Origin of the sequence: Lacisediminihabitans sp. (genome assembly GCF_036404185.1) — a bacterium.
In the GTDB taxonomy this organism is placed as follows: domain Bacteria; phylum Actinomycetota; class Actinomycetes; order Actinomycetales; family Microbacteriaceae; genus Lacisediminihabitans.
On record NZ_DASWPB010000152.1, the window covers coordinates 1 to 16355 of the forward strand.

The 16355-nt window shown below is 66.0% G+C and carries 16 protein-coding genes; 10 read left to right on the forward strand and 6 right to left on the reverse strand.

Features of this window, described 5'->3' with window-relative positions; genetic code table 11:
• The first annotated feature begins 26 nt into the window (after positions 1-26).
• From hisD to VGC18_RS10790, 3 genes are read left to right on the forward strand one after another with little or no spacing between them, the layout of a single operon-like run.
• On the forward strand, positions 27-1337 hold the full coding sequence (gene hisD / locus VGC18_RS10780) for a histidinol dehydrogenase (protein WP_331097168.1): 1311 nt from the start codon (positions 27-29) through the stop codon (positions 1335-1337).
• 44 nt (positions 1338-1381) lie between these two features.
• A complete protein-coding gene (gene nrdR / locus VGC18_RS10785) occupies positions 1382-1855 on the forward strand; it encodes a transcriptional regulator NrdR (RefSeq protein WP_331097170.1) in 474 nt (157 codons plus the stop codon).
• Between the two features lie 34 nt (positions 1856-1889).
• Complete coding sequence (locus tag VGC18_RS10790; RefSeq protein WP_331097238.1) at positions 1890-2951, forward strand: quinone-dependent dihydroorotate dehydrogenase; 1062 nt, start codon at positions 1890-1892, stop codon at positions 2949-2951.
• A gap of 18 nt (positions 2952-2969) precedes the next feature.
• Here the strand turns inward: VGC18_RS10790 and VGC18_RS10795 are convergent, their stop codons facing one another.
• Positions 2970-3551, reverse strand: coding sequence for a DUF3043 domain-containing protein (locus VGC18_RS10795; RefSeq protein ID WP_331097172.1), 582 nt, complete (start codon positions 3549-3551; stop codon positions 2970-2972).
• A gap of 40 nt (positions 3552-3591) precedes the next feature.
• Between VGC18_RS10795 and VGC18_RS10800 the strand changes: the two genes are divergently transcribed.
• From VGC18_RS10800 to VGC18_RS10825, 6 genes are all read left to right on the forward strand, one after another.
• Complete coding sequence (locus VGC18_RS10800) at positions 3592-4995, forward strand: dipeptidase (protein ID WP_331097174.1); 1404 nt, start codon at positions 3592-3594, stop codon at positions 4993-4995.
• A gap of 97 nt (positions 4996-5092) precedes the next feature.
• The gene (erpA, locus tag VGC18_RS10805; RefSeq protein WP_331097176.1) at positions 5093-5455 is read left to right on the forward strand and encodes an iron-sulfur cluster insertion protein ErpA; all 363 of its coding nucleotides are present in this window, start codon (positions 5093-5095) and stop codon (positions 5453-5455) included.
• Positions 5456-5587: 132 nt separating this feature from the next.
• Complete coding sequence (coxB, locus tag VGC18_RS10810; protein ID WP_331097178.1) at positions 5588-6490, forward strand: cytochrome c oxidase subunit II; 903 nt, start codon at positions 5588-5590, stop codon at positions 6488-6490.
• 9 nt (positions 6491-6499) lie between these two features.
• Positions 6500-8245 (forward strand): cytochrome c oxidase subunit I, encoded by a 1746-nt coding sequence (gene ctaD, locus VGC18_RS10815; RefSeq protein ID WP_331097180.1) that lies wholly within the window; start codon positions 6500-6502, stop codon positions 8243-8245.
• Between the two features lie 6 nt (positions 8246-8251).
• Positions 8252-8674, forward strand: coding sequence for a cytochrome c oxidase subunit 4 (locus VGC18_RS10820; protein ID WP_331097182.1), 423 nt, complete (start codon positions 8252-8254; stop codon positions 8672-8674).
• Positions 8664-9113 carry a GNAT family N-acetyltransferase gene (locus tag VGC18_RS10825; protein ID WP_331097184.1) on the forward strand — a complete coding sequence of 150 codons (450 nt, stop codon included), beginning with the start codon at positions 8664-8666 and terminating at the stop codon, positions 9111-9113. The genes VGC18_RS10820 and VGC18_RS10825 overlap by 11 nt, the downstream gene beginning before the upstream one ends.
• Before the next feature lie 199 nt (positions 9114-9312).
• Here VGC18_RS10825 and VGC18_RS10830 read toward each other — a convergent pair whose 3' ends face one another.
• From VGC18_RS10830 to VGC18_RS10845, 4 genes are read right to left on the reverse strand one after another with little or no spacing between them, the layout of a single operon-like run.
• Positions 9313-10938: a cytochrome bc complex cytochrome b subunit gene (locus VGC18_RS10830; RefSeq protein WP_331097186.1), complete on the reverse strand. Its 1626-nt coding sequence runs from the start codon at positions 10936-10938 to the stop codon at positions 9313-9315.
• Positions 10935-12005 (reverse strand): ubiquinol-cytochrome c reductase iron-sulfur subunit, encoded by a 1071-nt coding sequence (locus tag VGC18_RS10835; protein WP_331097188.1) that lies wholly within the window; start codon positions 12003-12005, stop codon positions 10935-10937. Before VGC18_RS10835 ends, VGC18_RS10830 begins: the two co-directional genes overlap by 4 nt.
• A 39-nt stretch (positions 12006-12044) precedes the next feature.
• Positions 12045-12848, reverse strand: a complete 804-nt coding sequence (locus tag VGC18_RS10840; protein WP_331097190.1) for a c-type cytochrome — start codon at positions 12846-12848, stop codon at positions 12045-12047.
• 35 nt (positions 12849-12883) lie between these two features.
• Positions 12884-13543: a cytochrome c oxidase subunit 3 gene (locus VGC18_RS10845; protein WP_414672878.1), complete on the reverse strand. Its 660-nt coding sequence runs from the start codon at positions 13541-13543 to the stop codon at positions 12884-12886.
• Between the two features lie 46 nt (positions 13544-13589).
• Here VGC18_RS10845 and trpD point away from each other — a divergent pair, with 46 nt between their 5' ends.
• A complete protein-coding gene (gene trpD / locus VGC18_RS10850) occupies positions 13590-14642 on the forward strand; it encodes an anthranilate phosphoribosyltransferase (RefSeq protein WP_331097195.1) in 1053 nt (350 codons plus the stop codon).
• A 112-nt stretch (positions 14643-14754) separates the two neighbouring features.
• On the opposite strand, the gene glpK is transcribed toward trpD, so the two are convergent.
• Positions 14755-16266, reverse strand: coding sequence for a glycerol kinase GlpK (gene glpK / locus VGC18_RS10855; RefSeq protein WP_331097196.1), 1512 nt, complete (start codon positions 16264-16266; stop codon positions 14755-14757).
• Positions 16267-16355 lie beyond the last annotated feature (89 nt).

Sequence of the window (16355 nt, forward strand, 5' to 3'; positions counted from 1 at the left end):
TGCCCGTCCAATAGGATGAATCCGCCATGATCCAGACCATCGACCTGCGGGGCCTTCGGCCGAGCCGCACCGAACTCCTCTCCCTCGTCCCGCGATCCTCCACCGACGTGTCCGCCGCGACGCAGGTGGCGACCGAGCTCATCGCGGACGTGCGGCTGCGCGGGCGGGAGGCCCTGCTCGACCAGGCGGAGCGGCTCGACGGAGTCAGGCCGGAGCGGGTCAGGCTGGATCCCACCGATGTCTCCGCGGCCGTCGACGGTCTTTCCGTCGATGTTCGGGATGCCCTCGAGGAGGCGATCGTCCGGGTGCGGGCCGCGTCCGAGGCTCAACTGCCGCGTCCTGCCGTCACGACTCTCGCCCCTGGTGCGGAGGTCATCCAGCGCTGGGTCCCGGTCGAGCGGGTCGGGTTCTATGTCCCCGGCGGCAAGGCCGTCTATCCGTCGAGCGTCGTCATGAACGTCGTGCCCGCTCAGGTGGCCGGCGTCTCCTCCATCGTGCTGGCCTCCCCTCCCCAGCGCGCGTTCGGCGGGAGCATCCATCCGACCATCCTCGGCGCCGCTGGACTGCTCGGCATCGACGAGGTGTACGCCATGGGAGGTGCCGGTGCCATCGGCGCGTTCGCCTACGGCGTTGAGGACCTGGGGCTCGACCCGGTCCAGCTCATCACCGGCCCCGGAAACGTCTACGTCGCCGCCGCCAAGCGTCTCGTCAGGGGGCAGGCCGGAATCGATGCCGAGGCCGGCCCGACCGAGATCCTGGTGATCGCGGATGCGGCCGCCGATCCGTTCCTCGTCGCGAGCGACCTGCTCAGCCAGGCGGAGCATGATGAGCTCGCCGCCGCCGTGCTCGTCACGGACTCCGCCGAGCTGGCCGAGCTGGTGCAGACGCAGCTGGAGCGGCTCGCGGAGATCACGCCGCATGCGGACAGGGTCGCTCTCGCCCTGCACGGCCGTCAGTCCGCGGTCGTGTTGGTCGACGACCTGGCCGGTGCCGCCGCGTTCAGCAACGCCTACGGTCCCGAGCATCTGGAGATCCAGACCGTCGATCCTGGGCTCGTGCTCGATCTCATCGAGAGCGCCGGGGCGATCTTCCTCGGGGCGAACTCGCCGGTGAGCCTCGGCGACTATCTCGCCGGATCGAACCACGTGCTGCCGACCGGCGGGCAGGCGCGCTTCACCCCCGGCCTCGGCGCGTACACGTTCCTACGGCCGCAGCAGGTGGTCCGCTACGACTGCCAGGCGCTCGGAGCGGTGGCACCCCGGATCGTCGCCCTGGCGACGGCCGAGGATCTGCCCGCGCACGCCGCGGCGGTGACCGCCCGGTTCTCTCAGGGCTGACCCCAGGCGGCCATTTCCCGGAAACCACCGGGTACTCTGGTGGCATGTTCTGCCCATTCTGCCGGTATCCGGATTCCCGCGTCATCGATTCGCGGACGAGCGACGACGGGCTCTCGATTCGTCGCCGCCGGCAGTGCCCGGAGTGCGGCCGCCGGTTCAGCACCACGGAGACCGCCAGCCTCAACGTCGTCAAGCGCAGCGGCGTCGTTCAGCCGTTCAGCAGGGAGAAGATCGTCACCGGCGTTCGCAAGGCCTGCCAGGGACGCCCCGTGACGGACACCGATCTCGCCGTCCTCGCGCAGCGGGTGGAGGAGACGATCAGGGCGACGGGCGCATCGCAGGTCGACGCCAACGACATCGGGCTGGCCATCCTCCCTCCGCTTCGTGAGCTCGACGAGGTCGCCTACCTCCGTTTCGCCAGCGTGTACCAGGGTTTCGACTCGCTCGAGGACTTCGAAGAGGCCATCACGCTGCTGCGTGTCGAACACGATGCCGCAACGCCGGTCGCGGAGGACTGAACAGACTTCACGTTGCCACTAACCTGACAGCGTGATATACCGATTACTCTTCTCGCTGGTCCTTTCGAAATTCGACCCGGAGACGGCGCACCACCTCGCCTTCGACGTCATCCGTCTGCTTCCCCGTCTCGGACTCGCTCCCCTGGAGCGGTGGTTCACCCGGGCGAAGCCCTCCCTCGCCGTCCACACACTCGGCCTCACCTTCGATTCCCCCTTCGGCATCGCTGCCGGCTTCGACAAGGACGGCAGGGCCGTCGAGGGTCTCGGCGCCCTCGGTTTCGGCCACATCGAGGTGGGAACCATCACGGCCATTCCGCAGCCCGGAAACGAGCGGCCCCGACTGTTCCGCCTCATCCCGGATCGCGCGGTCATCAACCGGATGGGCTTCAACAACCGGGGGGCGGCCGATGCCGCGCCACGACTCGCACGGGAGATGGCCAAGCCCATCCGACCGGTCATCGGAGCGAACATCGGCAAGAGCCGCATCGTCGACGTCGAGAAGGCCACGGAGGACTACCTGATCACGACCAGGCTGCTCGCACCGGTCTCCGACTACCTTGCCGTGAACGTCAGCTCGCCGAACACCCCTGGCCTTCGCGGACTGCAGGAGCTCGATCTGCTGCGACCGCTGCTCACGGCCGTGCAGGGTGCGGCGGGGAAGACCCCGGTGCTCGTCAAGATCTCACCCGATCTCTCCGACGACGAGATCAGGGGCATAGCCGGGCTGGTCGTGGAACTGGGCATCGACGGAATCGTCGCGACCAATACGACCGTCGCCCGCGAGGGACTGGGACTGATCACGGATCCGGCGATCGTCGAACGGGCCGGTGCCGGCGGCCTTTCCGGGGCGCCGCTCGGTCCGCGCGCGATCGAGGTGCTGCGGATCCTGCGGACCGTCGTTCCGGCGGACCTGTGCATCATCGCCTCCGGCGGTGCGGAGACGGCCCAGGATGTCGCCGACCGTCTGGCCGCCGGGGCGACCCTGGTGCAGGGCTATACCGGATTCCTCTACCGCGGACCGCTGTGGGGCCGCTCGATCAATCGAGGGCTGGCGAAGCTCGCTCGCGGCCTGACGACGCTCGAACGGGTCGCCTGACCGACGTCGGACCGCAGGTCACGCGGGGAAGTTGCCCCGCTTGACCTGCGGCTTCGGCAGACGCATGGGACGCAGCTGCAGGGCGCGCATCGCGGTGTACCAGCGGTTTCCCCGCTGGACCTTCTCGGCCCCGAACTTGGCGGCGAGCTTGCGCTGGATGATGTAGCCGACGGTGAGGCAGTCGATCACGGCGACGAGGAAGAAGATCCAGAGGCCGAAGATCGCGATGGTCTGCAGGATGGGACTGTTGACGAAGGTCAGCACGATCACCACGAACATCACCGGGATGATGAGCTCTCCGACACTGAACCGGGCGTCGATGTAGTCGCGGATGAACCGGCGCTGCGGCCCCTTGTCGCGAATCGGCAGATACTTCTCGTCGCCGTTCGCCATGCCGATGCGCGCCTTCTCGCGCGCCTCCGCCATCCGTGCCTTGGTCTGCTTGTTGCCCGTCTTCCGGTCGCCGGCGACCAACGGACGCATGTTGGCGGCCTCCCGCTCCTTGCGGGTGGGGGTCGGATGGCCCTTCCCGCCGGGCAGGCCATCGGCGCCCAGTTCGTCGACGGCGTCGTCGGCCTTGTCCGTGCGCTGCTTGGCCATGGAATTCCTTCGCTTTCGATGTGTCCTTAAGATTACCTCTATGACTTCTTCCCCAACCACAAGTCCTGAGGCGGCGGATGCCCTCCGCGAGGCCGTCCATGCGGGGCTTCCGCTCGCGATCGCCGATCTGTCCCGACTCGTGCGCATCCCTTCCGTCTCCTGGGCGGCATTCGACCCGCAGCATGTCGCGGAGAGCGCCGACGCCATCGTCGGGTTGGTGACGGACCTGGGAGTGTTCGAGACCGTCGAGGTCTCGAGGGCGCCCATCGGCGACACCGCTCAGCTCGGGCAGCCCGCCGTGCTGGCGACCCGCGCCGCGAAGAACGGGAAGCCGACCGTCCTGCTCTACGCGCACCACGACGTGCAGCCTCCCGGGAAGGACGAGGACTGGGAGTCCTCTCCCTTCGAACCCACCCTGCGTGGGGACCGGCTCTACGGGCGCGGGGCCGCCGACGACAAGGCGGGTGTGCTCGCGCATATCGCGGCCATCCGAGCGCTCGTCGAGACGGTCGGCACCGATTTCGATCTGGGGCTGGCCCTGTTCTTCGAGGGCGAGGAGGAGTTCGGGTCGCGGTCGTTCGCCAACTTCCTCACCCAGCACCGGCAGCAGCTCGCGTCCGATGTGATCGTCGTCGCCGACTCCGACAACTGGGACATCAACACCCCGGCCATCACCGTCGCTCTCCGCGGCAACGTCGCCTTCCGCCTGACGGTTCGCACCCTCGCCCACGCGTCGCACTCCGGGATGTTCGGGGGAGCGGTGCCGGACGCCATGCTGGCGACCATCAAGCTCCTCGCCACCCTGCACGACGACGACGGGTCGGTCGCGGTCGAGGGCCTCACCTCCTGGGAGACCGAGACGCCGGAGTACTCTGAGGCGCAGCTGCGCGAGGAGACCGGCCTGCTCGATGGCGTGTCGCCCATCGGCACCGGAACCATCCTCAGCAGGACCTGGGCGAAACCGTCGATCACGGTCACGGGCATCGACGCGCCGACGGTGGCGAACGCATCCAATACCCTGGCGCCCTCCATCTCGGTGAAGATCAGCGCGCGAGTTGCTCCCGGCCAGAGCGCCGCAGACGCCTTCGACGCTCTGGAGAGGCACCTTCGTGCCTTTGTCCCGTTCGGCGCGCAGATCGAGATCGATGAGGTCGATCGCGGCGACGGCTTCCTCGTCGACACCAGTGGCTGGGCCGTCGCCGAGGCGAAGTCGGCCATGACGGATGCCTGGGGGGCCGATGCCGTCGAGACCGGGATCGGCGGGTCCATCCCCTTCATCTCCGACCTGGTCGAGCTGTTCCCCGACGCGCAGATCCTCGTGACCGGCGTCGAGGACCCAGACTCCCGGGCGCACAGCCCGAACGAATCGCTCCATCTCGGTGTGTTCCACCGGGCGATCTTGAGCGAGGCGCTGCTGCTGGCGCGGCTGAACGAGCGCGGTTGAGGCGCTCCGGCGTGTTTTTGGACGCATGCATGCGCATCGACGGTGCCGGATGCATACACTGGAGGAAGAGCTTCATCGACACGCCAAAGGAGTGGTCATGACCGACACACTGACCGACACGACGACCGCCGCAACCCACGGTGTTCTCCTCAGCGAACCGGCAGCAGCCAAGGTGCGCAGTCTCTACGAGCAGGAGGGTCGTGACGATCTGCGTCTGCGGGTCGCGGTTCAGCCGGGCGGCTGCTCCGGTCTCATCTACCAGCTCTACTTCGACGAGCGCCTGCTCGAGGGCGACGCGACCGTCGATTTCAACGGGGTCGAGGTCGTTGTCGACAAGATGAGCGTTCCCTATCTCGACGGCGCCACGATCGACTTCGAGGACACGATCCAGAAGCAGGGCTTCACGATCGACAACCCCAACGCCACGGGCAGCTGCGCGTGCGGTGACTCCTTCCACTAGCGTTTTTTTGAAGGGGGGAGAAGCGCCATCCGCGGTGCCTCCTCCTGGCCCGGTCGGGCCTTGGGGTGGGGGCCCGCGCGTCCTGCCGCTAGGCTGATGACCACCACATAGACTCCCCGTACGTAACTGTTCGTGTCATTCGAGAGGTCCCAGGTGCACTCCAACCGCCGTCTTCGATGGGCTGTCATTCCGGTTGCAGCGACGCTGGTCGTCGTCCTGGCCGGGTGCACCCAGCAGCAGCTGAGGGGCTTCCTGCCCGGCACTCCCGGGATCACCAATCACACCGACGGCGTCACCGGACTGTGGGTGACCTCCTGGATCGTCCTGCTGGGCGTTGGCATCATCACCTGGGGGCTCGTCATCTGGGCCGCCATCGTCTACCGCCGTCGCAAGGGCCAGACCGGCCTTCCGGTGCAGATGCGCTACAACCTGCCGATCGAGATCTTCTACACGATCGTCCCGCTCATCCTGGTCCTCGGATTCTTTGCCTTCACGGCCAAGGAGCAGAACTCGATCGAGCAGCCGACCAAGAACCCCGACGTCAAGATCGAGGTCTACGGCAAGCGGTGGGCGTGGGACTTCAACTACGACAACGTCGGGCCGGGCAAGAAGGGCGTCTACTCTCCGGGCATCCAGGCCCAGGAACTCGAAAAGGGCGACGGCAGCATCGACGAGAGCAAGATCCCGGTGCTGTACCTTCCCCTCAACAAGAGCATCCAGATCAAGATCGAGAGTCGCGATGTCGACCATTCGTTCTGGATCGTCGACTTCCTCTATAAGAAGGACAACATCCCCGGCAAGGACAACTACATGTACTTCACGCCGACGAAGCTCGGCACCTATCAGGGGAAGTGCGCGGAGCTGTGCGGCGACTACCACTCCGAGATGCTGTTTAAGGTGAAGGTGGTCAGGCAGTCGGTGTACGACAACTACATCCAGAGCCTCGTCGACAAGGGTCAGACGGGCATCCTCGGTCCGGAATACAACACGAACTCGAACCTCCCCGGTACCACACCGGTCGACGCCGACAAGTAGGGCATCCACATGAGCACAGCTACCGTCACCCGCCCCACGGTCGGAAACCCCGGTCCCGGTCAAGACTTCGGCGCCTCACAGGTGGGCCGCAAGGGCAACATCCTGGTCAGCTGGATCACCTCCACCGACCACAAGACGATCGGGTACCTCTACCTGATCACCTCGTTCGTCTACTTCCTGCTCGGTGGCGTGATGGCGCTGGTGATCAGGGCGCAGCTCTTCGAGCCGGGGCTGCAACTGGTGCAGACCAAGGAGCAGTACAACCAGCTCTTCACGATGCACGGCACGATCATGCTGCTCATGTTCGCGACTCCGCTGTTCGCCGGTTTCGCCAACGTGCTCATGCCGCTGCAGATCGGCGCTCCTGATGTGGCGTTCCCCCGGCTGAACGCCTTCGCCTACTGGCTGTTCAACTTCGGCTCCCTGATCGCGGTCGCCGGGTTCCTCACCCCGCAGGGCGCCGCCTCGTTCGGCTGGTTCGCCTACGTCCCGTTATCGACGACGACGTTCTCACCCTCTCTCGGGGGAAATCTCTGGGTATTCGGGCTCGCGCTCAGCGGGTTCGGCACGATCCTCGGCGCGGTCAACTTCATCACCACGATCATCACGATGCGCGCCCCCGGCATGACCATGTTCCGCATGCCGATCTTCACCTGGAACACCCTGGTCACCGGCATCCTGATCCTCATGGCGTTCCCGGTGCTCGCCGCCGCGCTGTTCGCACTGGGCTCCGATCGGGTGTTCGGCTCCCATCTCTACAACGTGGAGGCGGGAGGGGCGATCCTCTGGCAGCACCTGTTCTGGTTCTTCGGGCATCCGGAGGTCTACATCATCGCGCTGCCGTTCTTCGGCATCATCTCCGAGGTGCTTCCGGTGTTCAGTCGCAAGCCGATCTTCGGGTACAAGACCCTGATCTACGCGACGATCTCGATCGCCGCCCTGTCCGTGACGGTCTGGGCCCACCACATGTACGTGACCGGATCCGTGCTGCTGCCCTTCTTCTCGCTCATGACGATGTTGATCGCCGTCCCCACCGGGGTGAAGATCTTCAACTGGATCGGAACGATGTGGCGAGGCTCCGTCACCTTCGAGACCCCCATGCTCTGGGCGATCGGGTTCCTCATCACCTTCACCTTCGGCGGGCTCACCGGCGTCATCCTCGCCTCCCCGCCGCTCGACTTCCACGTCTCCGATACCTATTTTGTCGTCGCGCACTTCCACTACGTGGTGTTCGGCACGGTCGTCTTCGCGATGTTCAGCGGCTTCTACTTCTGGTGGCCGAAGTGGACGGGCAAGATGCTCAACGAACGGCTGGGGAAGATCCACTTCTGGCTGCTCTTCATCGGCTTCCACACCACCTTCCTCGTGCAGCACTGGCTGGGCGTGCTCGGCATGCCCAGACGATATGCGACCTATCAGCCTCAGGACGGGTTCACCTGGATGAACCAGCTCTCGACCATCGGGGCGATGATCCTCGGTGTCTCGATGCTGCCGTTCATCTTCAACGTGTACATCACCGCCCGCAAGGCACCGAAGGTGACGGTGAACGATCCGTGGGGCTACGGCCGGTCGCTCGAGTGGGCCACCTCCTGCCCGCCGCCGCGGCACAACTTCACCTCGATCCCGCGCATCCGCTCCGAGTCGCCGGCCTTCGACCTCAATCATCCCGAGGTGGGCATCGCGGAGGGGGTCGGACCGCTCAAGGACGCCCCGGACACCCCGACGTACGACCTCGCAGACGAGAAGGTGAAGTAGCCGCATATGAAGACCAACGCGACGATCTTCTGGATCCTGTTCGGGTTCCTTCTGTTCATGGACATTGTCTACGTCGGGTGGAGCCTGCTCGATCCTCTCCACGGCAAGATCGAGTGGGCAGGAACCCTCAGCATCGGCCTGGCCGCGCTGCTGGCCGCCTTCCTCGGGTTCTTCTTCAGCAGGTCGGACCGTGCCACGGGCGGTCCGCTGCCGGAGGACCGTCTCGACGCCAACATCGACGACGGAGACCCGGAGCTCGGCTTCTTCAGCCCCTGGAGCTGGTGGCCCATCCTGCTCGCCGCCGGTGCCGCGCTGCTCGTCATGGGGCTCGCCATCGGCGTGTGGATCGCCTTTATCGGAGTAGCGGTCACCCTGGTGAGCCTGGTTGGGTGGGTCTATGAGTACTATCGCGGAAATTTTGCCCGCTAGCGGGTTCGCTCACATCAGGGCCGCGAGGCTCGACGACGCCGACGCGGTCTTCGGGTTGGTGGAACAGCTCGGGATCGGCGGCACCCCGGAACGCTCGTCCTTCGACGAGGCGTTCGAGGACGCCGTCAAAGATGCCGCGGACCACGTGCTCTTCGTCGCCGAGGTCGAGGACGTCGTGGTTGGCTACGCGCTGGCGACGGTCGTGCGGCTGCTGTACACGAACGGAGATTCGGCGCAGCTGCAGGAGCTGGTGGTGGACTCGGCCGCGAGCGGTCACGGATACGGCAGCCAGCTGGTCTCGGCGATCGAGGACGAATGCATCGCGAGGGGGGTCCGTCACCTGACCGTGGCCAGCATCCTCAGGGCCGCATCGTTCTACGAGCGGCTCGATTATCGTTCGACCGCCGACTACCTCAAGAAGAGCTTTCTGGACGACTAGCCTCGCCGCGCTTTCGCGAAGAGCAGGGCTGGCTCTCGCCCAACGCTCGCCTAGCGGCGGGAGAACTCTCTCACGGAGGGAGTCGTAACTCCGTCCGTCAGCGAATAACCCCGCCGGGACGGTCAGTATCTCCCGCCGCGAGACCGCGGCTCCCGCCGTGGCGGGCGGTATCTCCCGCCGCGGAGGGAGCGTTAACCGCCTAGTGGTGACCCTGGTCCAATTCGCCCTTGGTGGGCGGGGAGATCCTGTCCTCGAAGAACCATCGCGAGAGCGAGGCACGCAGACGCTGGACGGGGGAGATGCGACCGTTCTCATCCGGATGCATCAGGAGCGGTGTGTACTCGGTGAAGCTCACCAGGCGCCAGCGCTCGTACTCGTCCAGCTGCTCGTGCACCTCGATGTACTCCCCGCCGGGCAGCCGCACGATCCGTCCGGATTCGAAACCGTGGAGAGCGATCTCCCGATCCTTCTTCTGAAGCCCAACACACACCCGCTTGGTCACGAGGTAGGCGATGATCGGACCGAGGAACAGAAGCGCCTGCAGCACGTGGATCACTCCCTCGAGACTGACCTTGAAGTGCGTCGACATGAGGTCGGAGCTCGCTGCGGCCCAGAGGACGGCATAGAAAGTCACTCCCGCCGCGCCGATGGCCGTGCGGGTCGGTGCGTTCCTCGGGCGATCCGCGATGTGATGCTCGCGCTTGTCGCCGGTGATCCAGCCCTCGATGAAGGGGTAGAAGGCCACGAGACCGAGGAAGACCGGCAGCACGAGGATGACGGCGATGATGTTGAACGACCAGGTGTGGTTCAGCCAGACGAACTCCCAGCCCGGCGGCACGAGGCGGAGGGCGCCGTCGGCGAAGCCGATGTACCAGTCCGGCTGGGTGCCCGCCGAGACGGGGGAGGGGTCGTACGGCCCATAGGTCCAGATCGGGTTGATCGTGAAGAACGAGGCGATCAGCACGATCACGCCGAAGACCACGAAGAAGAAGCCGCCGGCCTTCGCCGCGAAGACGGGGAGGATGGGCACGCCGACGACGTTCTCGTTGGTGCGGCCGGGTCCGGCGAACTGGGTGTGCTTGTTGATCACCATGAGCAGCAGGTGCAGACCGAGCGCCGCGACGAGGATGGCCGGCAGCAGCAGGATGTGGATGGAGTAGAACATCGCCACGAGCTTGGTGCCGGGGAACTCGCCGCCGAAGAGCAGATAGGAGGTCCAGGTGCCGATGACCGGGATGCCCTTGATCAGGCCGTCGATGATGCGCAGGCCGTTTCCGGACAGCAGATCGTCGGGAAGCGAGTATCCGGTGAATCCCTCGCCCATGGCGAGCACGAACAGCACAAAACCGATCACCCAGTTGAGCTCACGGGGCTTGCGGAACGCGCCCGTGAAGTAGACCCGCAGCATGTGCAGGCCGATGGCGGCGATGAACAGCAGCGCCGCCCAGTGGTGGATCTGCCGGAACAGCAGGCCGCCGCGGACGTCGAAGGAGATGTGCAGGGTCGAGGAATAGGCCGCCGACATCTGCAGGCCCTTGAGCGGGACGAAGGAGCCGTCGTAGACGACCTCCGCCATCGAGGGCTGGAAGAAGAAGGTCAGGAAGGTGCCGGACAGCAGGATGACCACAAAGCTGTAGAGCGCGACCTCACCGAGCATGAACGACCAGTGGTCGGGGAAGATCTTGCGACCGAGCTCCTTGACGAGGCCAGAGACGCTCGTGCGCTCGTCGATGTAGTTGGCCGCCGCGGCGGTGAAGCGGCCGCCGCGCGACGGCGGGGTGGACGCCGCGGGGGCCGTGGACTGTTCTGGGGCGGTGGTGGTCATGAACGCTCCCAGAAGCTCGGGCCGACGGGCTCGTGGAAATCACTCTGCGCCACGAGGTAGCCCTCGCTGTCGACGGATATGGGCAGTTGCGGCAGCGGACGCTTAGCCGGCCCGAAGATCACCTCGCACTCGCGGGTGACGTCGAAGGTCGACGAGTGGCACGGGCAGAGCAGGTGGTGGGTCTGCTGCTCGTACAGTGCGACCGGGCATCCGACGTGGGTGCAGATCTTCGAGTAGGCCACGATGCCGTTGTAGTTCCAGGTCTCGCGCCCCTTGGAGACGTGCAGGTCCTCCGGTTCCAGACGCATGAGCAGCACGGCCGCCTTGGCCTTCTCCTCCAGGCGGTCCTCCTTGTCGTTGAGCCCTTCTGGAATGACGTGGAAGACGGAGCCCAGGGTGACGTCGGAGGCCTTGATGGGCGTTCCAGAGGGGTCGTGGGTGAGCCGGGTGCCCTTGGCCCACATCGTGTGCTCGAGCTGCGGCACCGGGTCCTTCGCGGGTGCGAGATCCCGGAACAGAACGACGGCGGGCAGCGGGACGGCGACGAGGGCGCCGATGAGGCTGTTGCGGATGAGCGAGCGCCGTCCGAAGCCGGACTCCTGGTTCGCGTCGGCGAAGATCTCCACGGCGCGTTCGCGCGTGCTGTCGGAGCCGCGGGTCAGGTGGCGCGACTCCGTCAGCTCGTCCCCGCGCATGAGGTTCTTCGACCAGTAGATGGCGCCGATGCCGAGCGCGAGCAGCCCGAGGGCGATCCCGAGCCCGAGGAACATGGTGTTGAGACGCACGGACCCGGTGTCACCAGGAGTGATCGGGAAGGCGATGTAGGCCGCGACGGCGAAGACGCTCCCGACGATCGACAGGTAGAACAGCGTATAGACACGGCGCTCCGCGACACGATCCTTCTTCGGATCGAGGTCGGTGACCCGCGGACGGTGCGGGGGAAGCCCCGGGTTCTCGAAGGCGTCGGGGGCGATGACGGCCGTGCCTGGCGATGCCTGCGTGGACCCGCTCGTGACTACGGTTGAGCCGGCAGCGGTGGTATCGCCACCCTCGTCATGCTGTGCCATTCTCTTCCCTTCGGTTGGTGCGGTAGATCGGGGTAAAAGTCAGTTGGCCCGTGCGGCGATCCAGATCGTGACACCCACGATCGCACCGAGACCGAAGATCCAGATGAACAGGCCCTCCGCGACGGGGCCGAGGTTGCCGAGGTCGATCCCCCCGGGCGACGGGTTCTTGTCGAGATACTTGAGATAGGTGATGATGTCGGCCTTCTGGGTCGGCGTCAGGTTCTTGTCGTTGAAGACGGGCATGTTCTGCGGACCGGTGATCATGGCCTCGTAGATGTGCTCGGGCAGCACCCCGCTCAGGGACGGTGCGAACTTACCCTCGGTGAGCGCCCCGCCCGCGCCGGCCACGTTGTGGCACATCGCGCAGTTGATGCGGAACAGCTCCGCACCGGTCGAGGCGTTTCCGTTCGCCTTGAGGTACTTGGAGTCGGGGATGCCGGGGCCGGGGGAGAGCGAGGCGACGTAGTCGGCGAGCGAGGAGATCTGCTCGTCGGTGAACTGCACCGGCTTCTGCTCCGCCTGCGGTCCCTGGTTGGCCAGGGGCATCCGGCCGGTGCCGACCTGGAAGCTGACGGATGCCGCGCCGACGCCGTAGAGGCTGGGGGCGACGCCGTCGACACCCTCCGCGCTCAGCCCGTGACAGGTGGCGCAGTTGGCGGCGAAGAGCTTCTTGCCCTCGTCGACGGAGGCCTGGCTATGCGAGGAGCTCGGTGCGGCCGATGCGGTGCTCGTGAACATCGCATAGGCGCCGCCGGTCGAGATGAGGCCGATCGCGATCAACGCAATCGTTGCCAGTGGATGACGGCGGCCGCGTCGGGCCGCGGTGTTCGATTTCTTCGCCATGCGACGTAGTTTCCCCGGTTCTGTAGAGCGATGCGTTACTTGAGGACGTAGATGACCAGGAACAACCCGATCCAGACGACGTCGACGAAATGCCAGTAATACGAGACGACGATCGTGCTGGTCGCCTCCTTGTGGCCGAAATTCTTCACGCTGTAGGCGCGGCCGATGATCAGCAGCATCGCGATGAGCCCGCCGGTGACGTGCAGGGCGTGGAAGCCGGTGGTGAGGTAGAACGCCGATCCGTAGGAGTTCGCGCTCAGGGTGACTCCCTCGCTCACGAGGTTCGCGTACTCGAAGACCTGGCCGGTGACGAAGATGGCGCCGAGGGCGTAGCTCAGGAAGAACCACTCGACCATGCCCCAGTTGACCGGGTTCCAGCTGGTGCGCTTCTTCTGCAGCCGTTCTGCCGCGAAGACGCCGAACTGAGCGGTGAAGGATGACGCGACCAGGATGAGGGTGTTGGCCAGCGCATACGGCACATTCAGATGCGGTGTCTCCGCCGCCCACAGCGGCGCCGAGGTCGAGCGGAGGGTGAAATAGATCGCGAACAGACCGGCGAAGAACATGACTTCGCTGCCCAGCCACACGATCGTGCCCACCGCGACCACACTGGGGCGATTGACGACGGGAGCCCCGACTGGTGAAGAGAGAGAGGTGCTGGTCACTTCTCCATTATGGAGGATGGCATCCGACATTTCTCATTCACGCGCATAGTTCGGCGAAATAGCTAGGATCACAGCTATGCCCTTCGATCTGACCTGGCCCCGTCTCATCAGCACTCTTCTCGATGGCGGTGACCTGGCGATCAGCGAGGCCGAATGGGCCATGCGACAGGTCATGCTCGGCGAGGCGACGGATGCGCAGCTCGCCGGTTTCCTCGTCGCGCTGCGTGCCAAGGGGGAGACCGTCGACGAGATCGTCGGCTTCCGCGACGCGATCCTCGAGAACGCGCTGTCCCTCGCCGTTGACCCGATGGCCCTGGACATCGTGGGCACCGGGGGCGATCGGTTCGGCACGGTGAACGTGTCCACCATGGCGTCGATCGTCGCCGCGGCATCCGGAATCCCCGTGGTCAAACACGGCAATCGTGCGGCCAGCTCCGCCTCTGGCTCCTCGGACGTGCTCGGCGCGCTGGGCATCAACCTGAACCTGCCGCCGGAGCGGGTCGCCGAGGTGTTCGCCGCGACGGGACTGACCTTCGCCTTTGCCGCACTGTTCCACCCCGGATTCCGCCACGCCGGCGCGGTCCGCAAGGAGCTCGGCATCCCGACCGTCTTCAACTTCCTCGGCCCGCTCGTCAACCCGGCCCGCTGCGAGGCGAACGCGGTCGGCGTCGCGAGTCTCGACAAGGTGCCGCTCATCGTCGGCGTCTTCCGCACCAGGGGGGCGACGGCGCTGGTGTTCCGCGGCGACGACGGTCTCGACGAGCTGACCACCACGGGTCACAGCCACATCTGGGAGATCTCGCGCGGCTCGGTCACCGAGCACGATCTCGAGCCGCTCGAACTGGGCATCCCGCGCACCGACATCTCCGCGCTGGTCGGCGGCGATGCCGAGCACAACGCATCCATCGCCCGCGCCGTGCTCGGCGGACGGAAGGGGCCGGTGCGCGACATCGTCCTGCTCAACGCCGCGGCCGGGCTCGTCTCCTTCGACCTGGCCAGGAACCCCGCTCAGTCGCAGGTGCCGATCCTCGACCGCTTCCGGGACAAGATGGCGGTCGCGGCCGAGGCGATCGACTCCGGAGCGGCGACCGCCAAGCTCGACCAGTGGGTCGCGGCGACGGCCTCCTGACCCGTGGCGTCCGCGTCAATCGGTCCGAGTCCTGACCGGTCACACAGGCGAAGAGCCCGTCTCCCTCGCCGGTGATTCCGGTCGAGGAAGACGGACCCGATGGACCGTTTGCCTACTTGACGTCCTCGTCGACCCAGTCGAAGGTGCGCGTCACGGCCTTCTTCCAGAGCCGGAGCTGACGGTCGCGCTCGGCGTCGTCCATGTTCGGGGTCCAGCGGCTGTCCTCCTGCCAGTTCGCGCGCAGCTCGTCGAGGTCACTCCAGAACCCGACGGCGAGGCCGGCGGCGTAGGCGGCGCCGAGCGCCGTGGTCTCGGCGACCACGGGTCGGACGACCGGAACGCCGAGGATGTCGGCCTGGAACTGCATCAGGGTGTTGTTGGCGATCATTCCGCCATCGACCTTGAGCTCGGTGAGGTCGACGCCGGAGTCGGCGTTGACCGCGTCGAGCACCTCGCGCGTCTGGAAGGCCGTCGCCTCGAGCGCCGCCCTGGCGATGTGGCCCTTGTTGACGTAGCGGGTGAGGCCGACGAGAGCGCCGCGGGCATCCGACCGCCAGTAGGGGGCGAAGAGGCCGGAGAATGCGGGCACGAAGTACACCCCGCCGTTGTCCTCGACCGTCTTGGCAAGCACCTCGATCTCCGGCGCGGAGTCGATGAGGCCGATGTTGTCCCTGAGCCACTGGACCAGAGACCCCGTGACGGCGATGGAACCCTCGAGCGCATAGCGCGGCTTGGCGTCGCCGAGCTTGTAGCCGAGGGTGGTGAGCAGCCCGTTCTTGGAGTGCACGATCTCCTCACCGGTGTTGAAGATGAGGAAGTTACCCGTTCCGTAGGTGTTCTTCGACTCGCCGGTGTCGAACGCCGCCTGGCCGAAGGTCGCCGCCTGCTGGTCGCCCAGGATGCCGGCGATCGGGACCTCGCGCAGCAGGCTCGACGTCGAGACGATGCCGTAGACCTCTGAGGAGCTCTTGATCTCCGGGAGCATCGACTTCGGCACACCGAAGTCGGCGAGGATCGACTCGTCCCACTGAAGGGTCTCCAGATCCATGAAGAGCGTGCGGGAGGCGTTGGTGACATCCGTCACGTGCACGCCGCCGTCCGCTCCACCGGTGAGGTTCCACAGCACCCAGCTGTCCGTCGTGCCGAAGAGGAGGTCGCCCGCCTCCGCCCGCTCGCGGGCGCCCTCGACGTTCTCGAGGATCCAGACGATCTTCGTTCCGGCGAAGTAGGTGGCCAGCGGCAGCCCGACCTTCTTCTTGTAGCGCTCAACATCCCCGTCGGCCAGGCGGTCGACGATCGACTGGGTGCGGGTGTCCTGCCAGACGATCGCGTTGTAGACCGGCTCGCCGGTGTTCTTGTCCCAGACGACGGCCGTCTCGCGCTGGTTGGTGATTCCGACGGCCTTGATGCTGTGCCTGGTGATGTTGGCCTTCGAGAGCGCCTGGCCGATCACCTCACGGGTGTTGTCCCAGATCTCCTTCGGGTCGTGTTCGACCCATCCCGCTCGAGGGAAGATCTGTTCGTGCTCGAGCTGGCCCGTCGAGACGATGGAACCGGAATGGTCGAAGATGATGGCGCGGGTGCTGGTCGTTCCCTGGTCGATCGACAGGATGTAGTCGGTCATGAGTTACCTCCGTGTAACGAGTTCGTGATGGAAGAAAGAGGGGCTGGCTCGAGTCTGAGCCAGCCCGTTGTGAGTGTGCTGGTGGCGGG